5 protein-coding genes are annotated in these 11,430 nt (G+C 56.1%); all 5 read right to left on the reverse strand.

Annotated elements, in window-relative coordinates; genetic code table 11:
- Nucleotides 1-265: 265 nt before the first annotated feature.
- Nucleotides 266-2,374, reverse strand: a complete 2,109-nt coding sequence (locus EB812_RS11430; protein ID WP_118229967.1) for a right-handed parallel beta-helix repeat-containing protein — start codon at nt 2,372-2,374, stop codon at nt 266-268.
- 3 nt (nt 2,375-2,377) lie between these two features.
- Nucleotides 2,378-3,067 (reverse strand): glycoside hydrolase family 18 protein, encoded by a 690-nt coding sequence (locus tag EB812_RS11435; RefSeq protein WP_130958317.1) that lies wholly within the window; start codon nt 3,065-3,067, stop codon nt 2,378-2,380.
- A gap of 402 nt (nt 3,068-3,469) precedes the next feature.
- Entirely contained in the window at nt 3,470-8,338 is a 4,869-nt protein-coding gene (locus EB812_RS11440; protein ID WP_130958318.1) for a tetratricopeptide repeat protein, read from the reverse strand.
- Nucleotides 8,338-10,404, reverse strand: a complete 2,067-nt coding sequence (locus EB812_RS11445) for a polysaccharide deacetylase family protein (protein ID WP_130958319.1) — start codon at nt 10,402-10,404, stop codon at nt 8,338-8,340. Before EB812_RS11445 ends, EB812_RS11440 begins: the two co-directional genes overlap by 1 nt.
- Nucleotides 10,319-11,278 carry a glycosyltransferase gene (locus tag EB812_RS11450; RefSeq protein ID WP_165450944.1) on the reverse strand — a complete coding sequence of 320 codons (960 nt, stop codon included), beginning with the start codon at nt 11,276-11,278 and terminating at the stop codon, nt 10,319-10,321. Before EB812_RS11450 ends, EB812_RS11445 begins: the two co-directional genes overlap by 86 nt.
- Nucleotides 11,279-11,430 lie beyond the last annotated feature (152 nt).

The raw sequence follows: 11,430 nt of genomic DNA on the forward strand, positions 1-11,430 counted from the left end.
TCCCGCAAGCCAGCCAATTAAGAATCTTTCCACAGGGCCTTCTCTTTTTTCTTTGGTCGGAAAATAAAGGTTGCCCTGGTGGGCATACCGGCTTTGCTTGGTATGCCCATTTTTTCTTGGGGACGCTATGCCCCCGTCTTTGAGGTAGAGCCCCAAAGACGAGGGCAAGTGACCCTCCCCCCGAAAAGTATGCCATTGAAAAGTTCGTGTTCCTGACATAGGTGGGGATAGCCCCGCGCGAGAGGCACTCCCTAAAATTCGGACATTAGTACAGACCGATGTTGGGGGCCTGCCCTTCAGGCAGAGGCTTCCCCAAAAAATCCTTTGTAAACTCCGTGTGCTGTCCAGCGGCAAGCAAAGGCGAATCCTTGCCAGGCCGGAATGATATTTCCCCAGCCACCGGCCCAGTTTTTGATGAACAGCGATAGGTCCACGGCCCCGTTGGCTCACACTGCTCCTTTACCATTACGGCAATATCGGCAAGACTAGCCGTTTTTACCTCAGGATTTTCATGCAACACGCCAAATAGCTCCAACCATTGGTTTACGGTCCATTCAGTTATCCCATGACTATATAATCCCATAACAGATCTATTATACTTTAAATAATCTATATACAATCTAAGCATTTCTTTGATATTATCAGTAGGCATGCCGATAATGATATCTTTCAGAGAGATGCTTTGCAAAGCTGAAAGATCAACCCTCTCTGTGGCAGAGGGGAAGTGCTGCGTCATATGGCTGCGCGCAACCTGGAATCCAGCAGCATTCATAGCCTGGCGGATGTTTGCGTTCGTTTCGTTGTAAGGGCAAACAAAAGCCACGCACGTTTTCTGCATGGCATTATTTTTGCGCAACCCCTGCTCTATTTTACGGCGGGACTCGGACAGCATGTATTGCATGAACGCCTTGGTATCCATGACCAATTCCACATTGTGCTTCGCAAAAGAGATATCCTGCTCCTGCACGGGGGCGAGCAGGTGGGCGGGAATTTTCTCATGGCTCAGGCTCACAAGCTCCGCGCGCAGGCCTTTTTCCCGCAGCAAACGCACCACCCCTCCCATGGAAATATAGGGCTGAGCCATAAGGTCAATGGCGCACATCGCCTTTCCATCCGCAATCACACTCAGATGCCCCGCCTGATCAATGGTCAGGGTGGCCGCAACGCCCTCCGGGGCAAACCAGCCCACGCGCAGCACCTCTGCGGACGTAATACTGGCATGTACCGCCCCGTGTGAGACCACTTCAAAACCGGCGTTCACCTCTGGAATAATCATCTTCCAGTATTGAGGCGAAAGTGCATCTGTATTGAGCGCAAGGCTTATTTTCAGGCCAAGTTTACTTGCGGCCGAGGTAAGCGAGCGCCATACCGGCGCATTAACGGTGTCGTCCACGCAAAGGTTTATCAGGGCGTGCCGCCCACCCTCAAAACGAGGAGAGGCCGTAATGCTGTTCACAGCGGTTATTTCCGGCTGCTGATCAAGGGGCTTTGCCTGCCATTTCATAAAATCGCCCGGTGCGGGAGCATACAGACAATTGGCGAGATATGCCTTGGGCGCAGAGGGCGTCTGCAAAAACAGCTGGGGCTCAGGGCTGAGAAAAAAGATGCTGTTAATAGCGGAAATCTGCGCTCCCACCCCTGTCTGCCGCATGGCTACAAAACGACAAGCGGCGAAAAGGCAGTTCACAAGCCGCACATCCTGTTCCCCCCGCAGCAGCATAGCGGCGCCTGGAATATCGCGAAACAAGCAGTAGGCTAGGGTCATGCGGCTCTTACGCCCGGCCTGGCCATTAAGCGCCAGCATGGCGGCAGGCCCCACGCCGCCGATAAAGGTACAGCCTTGAAACACAGGGCTGCCGCCAGACACCTCAATCCCCGGCACCGGGCTGTCAGAGCTAAACAGGCAGTATTCAAACCGCCCCGTAAAACCACGCAAGGTCACGGCGGCCCTGTCCGCAACGCGAAAGGCAACACCCCGCCACACCGTGTCTGCGCCGTCGCGCAGCACCGGTCCGGGTTTCCCCGCCGGAGCAGCAACAACAACTTGGGGTTCGGTTTCGCCCGGCACGCTGCCCTGCACGGTGATCCCGGCAGTTGAAACCCGTATGGACTCTTGGTATTCCCCTGGCGCTACCACCACAACGTCACCCTTGCGGGCCTTTTGCAGCGCGTCATTAATGCTGCCCAATGGCCTGTCGGCATTGAGGCCGTCGCCACCGATGAATCCGGCGCTCACATAGAGCGTTCGCGGTGCCGGCGATACCGCCGCAAAGGCCATAGACGACCAGGCGCACAGCAGCAGAACTGCCCCACAGCACCAGATGCCCCACAGGGCTGCTGCACAAGCCCTGGGATGCCTGAATTGCAGCTTCATAACTTATTCCCCTGCTATTTTAGATAATGATTCAGGCATATTGCCGCCAAGTCGCCATAAACTTATCTCGCCGAATCCAAGGCTGCGCCCCACTTCGGCCCAATGCGCAAGGGTTGCGCCATCGGCATACCATACTTCGCAAATGTCGCCGGTGGTTCCCCCTTTAGCCAGCAGGGGACTGCCCGGCGCATTGTCTGCCGCCTTAAAGTACAGGGCGTGACTGGCGGCGTCGCGCGCCGGCTGAACACCCGCACCCTGCGCCCATGCAGCGGCCTTGCGTTCCGTAAGTTCCACAACGCCCCGCGCATTCCAGGCAAAGCCGCCTGCAGACAGCGCCAAGCCAGGCTTTACCGGCCAGTGCGCGCACCATTGGGCCAATTGCCGCAAAAAAACGTCGTCCGCCTTGGCTCCCGGCCCGTTGTGGCTCCCGTGCAGGTTGTAGGCCATCACCACATACTGCGGACCAACGGGCAGGTCGCCTTGCAGGTATTTTTGCTTAGGTTCCATGACCAAACGCAACTTTTTGCCCTGCGTTGCCAGCGTTGTGGAAAGTTCATGCGCAAACTGCAACAACTTGGGCCAATCTTCCATGGTCACCCTTTCGTAATCAAGTTCCAGCCCTTTAAAGGGATAAACCGCCAGCAAGGCCAGCAATTCTCTGCGATGCGCGGTCCTGCTGGCGTCTGTGGCCATAAGCCTGCTCACCAGGCCGGGATCTTTCTGCACGGATTTGCCGGGGCCTTCGACCACATCATTGACAACAGAAAGATAAACGCCTTGCCCCGACCCCAGGACGGCCAATGCACCGCGCAACGCCTTTTTCATGTCGGCGGTAAGAAATGGTTTGTCCTGTTTGTCAAAATACGCGGCGAACATAAGGGCGTTTTTAAAATTACTTTGCCGCAGCTCCGCAAGGCCGTTGGTCATATCCCAATCCGCTACCCAGGCATCAGCCGCAAACGACGGAGCCGCGCAAAGTAAAACAAGCAAACCGGCCTGAACCACGGAACAGAACCATTTCATAGAGACCTCCCCCGCACGGGCATGCACGGGATTTGGCACGGGCAAAAGCCCGGTATCGTGCGAAGAATATTGTTAAAAGATATATTGCAGGTGCAACGAATACTCGTCCATGTTGTAATCCGGCAGCTCCATACGTCTGTACCCCAGGGCAAGGCTCCAGCTATCAACAGGAGCCCAGTTTAGATCAAGACTGTAACGGAGAACCTGCTCCCAGCTTTTGTCCTTGGATTTGGCCATACCGTAGCCGGCAAAACCGCGAATGTGCATCTGGTCAAAGAGCGCCACGTCAACCGAAGCCACGGCCATATGGTTAACGTATTCTTGCGGCGCGTAATAATCATCTGGATTTTTATCACTATCAGCAGCACTGAACAGATAGCCCACCTGCAGTTGCGGCTTATCTAAAACAATATAACGAGGACTGATAGTGCCGCCGACGGTACGGTTGCCGTCAGTGCGCTGCATACCGAAAAATTCGGTCTGCAGCATGCCCCAATCCCATATGCGCGCCTCGGAGTTCAAAGCCAGACGGTCGGCATACACATTCTTTTTGACGCTCTCCGCCGTTTCAAGCGATTGCCGGCTATAGGCCATAGTATAAAATCCGTTCATCCGCAGGAAATCCATCGAATAAGCGCCACGCCATGCCGCGCGCGCCTCCATAAAGGAAGAACCGCTGTCGGGCTGCACATCCCGCACCAGCAGATCAAGCCAGTGCTGTTTAAACGGGAAGTAACGCACCCCAATGCCCACGGCGCGGCCGTGCAGCGAATTGTGGTCGCTTTCCCAAAAAAGGTCGGCAACAGAGCCTAGTACGGAAAGATTTTCTTGCAAAAAAGTGGAAAAATGTAGTGCATACTCCGCAAAACTGCGCCCGTCATTGTCCGTCCACCCACGCGGGTTGAACGAAACCCTGGGATGCAAAAGGCGCTCTGCACGGCCCACCAGCACATCTGTACGGGGATTGTCCGGATCCAGACGTTTGGCCTCACGCGCCAGCTCATTGGCATAGGGCGCATCTTCGTCAAACAAAGCATTGCTCGCGCGGTAGTAGGCGTTGTCTGCCGGGGAAACGCCCAGCGCGGCGGCACGGGCAAACAACATTTCGGCGCGGGGCAATTGCCCGTGCCAACTTGCCAGCAAAGCCTCTGTCTGTACTGCAAGACGGGTTGGATGATTTTGCGGCATCGACGCGACGGTTTTGGCATCCAGCCGGGCATACACATTGCGCACGGGCACAAACAAGGGATCAAGGCCATTGACGTGATAGCCGTTGGCTGTGGGCACAAAGGCCACGGCAAAAACCTGGCGTGCAGCCTCTGTATATGCCTGGCGAATTTCCGCATCGCCATTGAGACTGATTTGACCGTAATCCCCGCCGGGATACATCCACGCTGTCACCGCAAAGCCTTGGTTTTGCGCAAGCTGCCGCGCCGTGGACATGGCCGTGGCCCAGCGGTTTTTCATTTCATCCGCCGTTTCCGGCCTTCCGTTGACCATGCCGCGCCGTGCCCAAAAACTCCCCCTGCGCCCGGAGGCATCCACGATTGTGCGGCCCATGGTATCGGTAAGCGCCAGTTCCCAGCGCCCGCTGCCCACCAGCGTGTGCAGCAGCGCTGCATCGGGCAGATTGTCCGGAGCGCCTGGAATAAAAGACTGCCGGCTTACCAGCAACACGGCCTTGCCGCCGCGTTGCGCCAAGGCAGCGTCTATGACCCGCAGATCCTCCGGCCGTGTTTGTCCGACAATAAGCAGCAGAGGGATGCTGCCCAGAACAGCCGTGGCGGGATCAACCTGGGATGGGCTCAAAAACTCCGACAAAGAAACAAGACGGTAGCTCGCGCCAAGCTGATCCAGATACCCGATCACATCTTGCGGCGTATAACTTTCCCCGTTCGGCCGCGACGCCACGTTGACAAAACACAGGGCCATACCCGCGCCGTTTGGCCCCTTGGCCGACAACGACCGCACCACGGGCAAGGCGCGAGCAAAACGCGATACCGCGCCCGCATGCACGGCAGACTGCAATTGATAGTGTGCGTCATAGGGATATTCGTGCGCCATACGGCGTGAAATTTGGGCCGCCTTCTGGAAATCGTGCCGCTGCAGGGAAACATCCAGCATGCTTTCAAGGGCGTCACGCTGCGCATTGTTGCGGGCGAGCAAGCCTTCGGCATGGCTCTGTGCGGCGTCAAGGAGCGAACGGTCCGGCTCAAGCCCGGATTGTCCGCTGGAGCCCAATGCAGCCAGCCGCTCCCGTTCCTGTGGGTCAAGGTTAGCCGGATTAAGAGCGCCTCGGGCTATTTTGATCTGCTCCCTCTTAAGCCTTTCCAGTCGATCCGCCTGCATTCTGTATTCATCACGCAGAGAGCTGTTGTACAGCGACTGCACATAGGCAGAATCGGGGTCATCGGACAAATATGTTTGTATATAAACACGTGCCGCTGGATAGCGGGCTTCGGCCAAGGCGTCTTCAGCCTGGCGGCGCAGGGCCGTCAGTTTATCAGGATCTGGCTGGCCGCTTCGCCGCAACAAGGCTTCGGCTTCAGCCCCGCGATCCTGCGCCCGCAACGCGGCAACCAGCAACGGCGTTATTGCCCTTGCGGCAGCCCCCCGGCCCATCAGAGAACGAAAAATCGTTTCCGCCCGCGCGGCATCCCCCAGGGCAAGGGCGCATTGTCCTTCGTACAGGCGGGCGGCTTGCCCTTCGACGCGCTGAAATTCACTATAAAGCGCGCGGGCGCGGGTGTATTCAGCCACAGACATGAACAGGTTAAAAACAGCATAACGCGCGGCAAGGTTGCCGGGTTCCCCGCGCAGATAATTGTCGAAATGCCGCACAGCCGCGTCTGTCTGCCCTTCCAGCATCCTGATACGGCCAAGAATGAATTCGTGCTTCGATGAACTTTTGACAGAAGCGGCATCCAGATGGATTTCAGCCGCCGCCATATTGCCCTGCATGGCAGCGGCCAAGGCCATGCCCAGATGCGCCTCGGGCAGCGCAGGGCTCAGCGTCAAAGCCCGCTGCCATAGTGCAACAGCAGCCTGTGCACCGTCACCCATGGCAAGGCTGAAACCGGCCTCACTCAACAATTTGGCGGCCTGCGGCGCGGGAATACCCTGAAGCTGCCTGCTGGCCAGGATTTCCGGAATTAACGCCACGTGCTGCTGATCAATCAATTTACTCAGATATTCCGCAAAAATAGACGAGTAAAGTTGGCCGGATAACTGCAACTGCCCCACCCCGGCATCGGTCATGGGGATGTTGACAACGTGACGTTCTTGGGGCGGACTGCCGGCAAGGACTGCCGTGGCGCTGGCCTCCACCGCCCGGCTGTCTCCAGCTTCAAGCGCGCCTGCGGCCAAAGCCAGCGTATACCAAGCGGCATTGGCGCCAGAGGGGGCCGCCATGGACCGCAACAAAGGATACACAGCTGAAAATTGTCTATCTTTTACCAGGTACAGTGCAAGAGAAAACAGAGGCATTTCCGGATACTGCATGTGAAATAGCCCTATGGCATCTGCAGTTTTACCCTGCTGCAGCAACACCACACACATAGCTGGGCCAGCTTTCTGACCATGGAGTGGATCAATGGCAATGGAATCCCGCCAAGCAATATACGCGTCATCTATTTTCCCGCTATCCCACAGTTCCCAGCCGCTGTTGCGCATCAACTCGGCCTGCTGCTCTTGTGGCGTCTGTGCGCCGCTGAACCCCAGGCTAGCCACGATCAGCCGAATATCATTCTGAGCATGAACAGCACTGACATCGTCAACATGTTCCACAACCGCCTGCCGGGCCAGCTGCATAGCTTCTCTGTTTTTGCTTTGACGAGCGAACAGAAATTTGCCAAAATTCACGGCAATACCATTGCCCGCGGCATCAAGTTTTTGTTCAAGAGCCTTCAATGCCGCATTTTCCCCAGCCTGGGCCAGGCGGTAATACAACTGCCCTTGCAGGAAAAGATCATGCGGAGCAACTTTTGCCGCCTTTTCAAGGATTGCACAGGCCCCCATCAGTTCACCTGAAGCAGCATAAGCATCGGCTGCGCGCACCGCCCAAACCTGTGGGCTTGCAGCAATTCTCCAGCCTTGCTCATAAACTGTGGCGGCCTTTTGGGGCTCATTCAAGCGTAGATAGGTTTGCGCTTTGATGGAATTCAGCGTCTCCTGGCTAAAGTCCAGTTCCGCCGCCTGGCGATAAAAGGCGTCAGCTTCGTCCTGTTTGCCGGCCAGTTGTAGGGCACGGGCCGTCATCACGGCAAATACGGCACGAAGCGGCGCCGCGCCACTCGGCCAACCATTCTGACGGCGCAGCAGCGCGGCAGCTACAGTGCCGTTGTTGGCAAGGCAGGCATTAAGCACTGCCAGCTCTTCGTCCGTAAGTTTGCCGGCAGCCCCAGCGGCACGTAAGGCGGGAAGAAATACCGCAGCATTCTGCTCCTGCCGTTCGGCCAGCAGTTTAATAAGTTCTGGCGTCACCTCCACGGCAAGCCCGCTGAAAAATCTGACCAAATCAGCGGAAAGGCCCGCAGCGTCATCCTTACGGCGGCTCTGGAAATTTTCCACAGCAAGCGCCGCCAAACGCGCATCATCCGGCTTGGCTTCAAGAGCCAGAGCATAAAAACGGGCGGCGTCTTCGTGCCGTGACAAACGCGACAGCACAAGAGCCTTTTGTATAATAAAGGGCAGAAAACCAGGATCCAGATCCATGCCTTTGTCAATTTCGGCCAGAGCTTCCGCATACATTTCGCGGCTGAAGGCGTAGTTCGCGCGGTTGTAATAGTACGCGGCGGAGAGTTTTTCAGGCGCTGCGCCAGGGTGGGGGTCCACGCTTGCGCGAGGCTCAGGGGCGGGGCTCTCCTGCGCACGAGCAGGTACCGCGAAGGCACCCCAACACAGTGCCGCAAAAAAAAGAAAATAAAACGGAAAGGCTCGCATCAGTCGCCCCCGGCGGTATACAGCATGCTTTTTCCTGCGGTAGCATAAAGAAAATTGTTGCGATTATGCCTGTGGGCAAGGGAGGTCCAAAGGGGTCTTGGAATCTCCTCCCGCGTGAAATCAAGCAAATAATGGTCGGCGGGCAAGCTGACGCCAGAGGCCGCCAGCGCTGCGACGGCATCTCGCGAAAGCCGGACTATAGGCCGGTAGCCTGCGGCAGCAATGGCCTTCAGTGCAGCAGCCACCTCCTCCCAAGAGCTTTGTACAGCGGGCTGCACCATGATGCCGTCCCATAGCCTGCGGCTTTGCTCCATGTTGAATGGAGCTATCAACAGCAGGCTCTCGTCCAAAACCAGATTGCCGGGGGCCAGGGCGGCAATAGTCATACTGCCGACATCTCTGGCGCGCAGCACCTGCCGGGAAACCCGTCCGGCGTCTGCAGGATTCTCCGCCAAGGGCACCACACAGGCGGTAATGTCTTCCACATTAGCCGGGGCCGCGGCAACGCCGCCCACAGGCTCAATACGCCAGCGGGAAGGGAGCCTTACAATATTCAAAGAATTGAAACGCCCCTCATAGCCTTCTGCGTCATCAGTGCCCAGAGCCACGGCCCCAAGCCGCAAGGCAGGTGAAACGGGCATAAAGCCCGAACCGAGTATTTTTCCACCAAGGGACACCCGAAGTCTGTTACCCTTGAGCAAAACAGCAAACTGCCAAGGCGGCTGACTGGAAATCATTTCGTCGGCAATAGTGTACAGCCCCTGGCCGGGGACACGCTCTTGCACAAGCAGCCGCGCCCCGTGCAGCGTTATGCGCAAAAAAGCGCTGGGCGTGGCGTAGCGCAGATACACATACCGGGGCAGATCGTCTCTTTGCCTGATGATCATAGATAGAGAAACGTTATCCCATAGGCTGCTGCCCCGCAAAATAACCGGCTCAGCCCTGCCGCCCTGCGGCCTCAGCACAATATCCTGCCCCGAAATTTCCACCCTGGTGCGAAAGGCCGCCCAGCTTTCTGCGGTGCCCCCCTCTGCCACAGAAAATAGCGTGCGTTCAGCGGTTCTGCGCGAAAGCATTTCCACAAGGCGCTGCGCTGTCCATTCCGGTTTAACCTGAACGCGTGTAAGCGCAAAGATATTGTCAACTGCGGAATTGAATGGCACACCCTCTCTGGTAAACATTAATTGAAAATATTTCCGCGCGAAATACCTGTTTGCTTCTTTCAGCGCATCCGGCATTGCCGCATTAAAAGAGTTTGCAGGCACCATAACAAATGCCTGAGGCGGCTTTTGCATCAATTTTTCTAACGGCACAAAAGATTTTTTATAATACTCCGCCAACCGCGTACGCATCTGGTCTTCTGTCTCCGCCGGCAGCCCTGCGGCATCGCGCAGAAAATCCGTCAAGAAATAGCCTGGGGTCACCTTGGGCATATGCTCATTAATGGGCAACAGCCCAAGCCCCTGACTGCCCACATCCCAAAAAGGACTTTTCGCCAACGCGGCTACGTTAGACTTGGTGACGAAAAAATTATTCCACTCTTTCAGGGTGTTGGTTGTCGTAAACAAGGTGGCGTGCACCCCGGTTTTTTCCATGATCTCCTGACCGAAAATAACCGTATCCTTGCGCCCGCCCTCCATCATAAGGTATAGGGCCTTTTCAGGTAACGGCTCGCCATCACGATAATACCTGACAATATCGTCTGTTGTTATCCACTGGTAGCCCGCCGCTTCCAAAGCCGCCACGTGCCGTGCAAACTGCTCGCGAGAATTGAGCCCCGGCTTTTCGCCACGCGTGAGGGAGCTGTACGAAATGGCCGTAAAGCCATCGCGCTGCGTCCACGATTCTCGGTCAAACCGCGGCGGGGCGCCACGCTCAAGGAACAAATGCACAGCAAAGCCCCCCACTGCGATCAAAAATATCCATTGCAGGCACGAGCGCAGGGCCTTCCAGGCGTCTTTAGAAAGTACATGCATGGCCTTAACTTGCCTTGCGATCACATGGATCAGTGTGCCGTGCCTCGGCTGATGTCGCATCGGAAGGCATAACAAACATTTTTTGCTCATAGCGCCGTTTGCCTTGCGCGGCCACGTCAGCAGAGGTATTGCGCGTACCCCATTCCGATTTCCAAAAGGTCAACACTGCCACGGGAAGCTGCCACAGCAACACCGCCAGATAAAATAGGCAAAAAATTATGCCGTACGGCCAGAGTGTGCTGCGCTTGAAAAGCAGATATGAAGCGCTCATAAGCGTACTGGTTACTAAAATGCCTGCGAGGTATTTGTAGGGAAACAGCCCAAGTTCAATCGGAATGACCAGCATGGTGCGCACAACAACCAACGGGGCCAGAACCGGTAAGAGGAATCCGGCATAAAACGAAAGCGCCATAAAAGGTTCTTTTCTCCACATAAAAGAACTGGCACGCAGGGTTTCACGCAGCCACGAGCGCTTCCAGCGCATTTGCTGTTTCATAAATGTGCGCATGCGGGAAGGCACAATGGTGGAGCATACCGCTGCATCTTGATACCCGGTGCGGTGGTGGGCAAGAATAAAATTCGTCAAACTTCTGTCATCGCCAAATGTGGCCGGATAGCCAAAAAACTTCTGGTTGAGCCAGTCATCGAGATAGCGCAGCACCAAGTCTTTGCGATAACAGGCAAGCGGACCGGAAAGGCACGTTACGCCGTCAAAAACAGCTTCAGCCGCCTTCATGAACCTGAAAGCTACATAATAGCGTACTGCCTGCATCTTGGTAAGGGCGTTGGTCCACTTGTTCTGCACTTCCGTCCTGCCGGAAACAGCCCCCATCTTAGGATCACAAAAAGGCTGCACCACTTCCCGCACCGCCTCAGGCTCCAGGAAGCTGTCGGAATCAACAAATACCAGCAAGTCAAACTTGGCCCGCAATGCCCCTGCGGCAAGCGCATGGCGCTTGCCCATATTGTAAGGGGTAATCCTCCCAAAAAGAAGTAGCGTTTATGGGTAGAATTTCCGATACTGACCCGAACGGAGATTTTACATGAAAGCGTCCAGATTTTCTGACAGCCAGATTTTGGGAATTTTGAAGCAGGCCGAGAATGGGATCCCCGTGA

It is taken from the genome of Desulfovibrio legallii (genome assembly GCF_004309735.1).
GTDB lineage: Bacteria > Desulfobacterota > Desulfovibrionia > Desulfovibrionales > Desulfovibrionaceae > Desulfovibrio > Desulfovibrio legallii.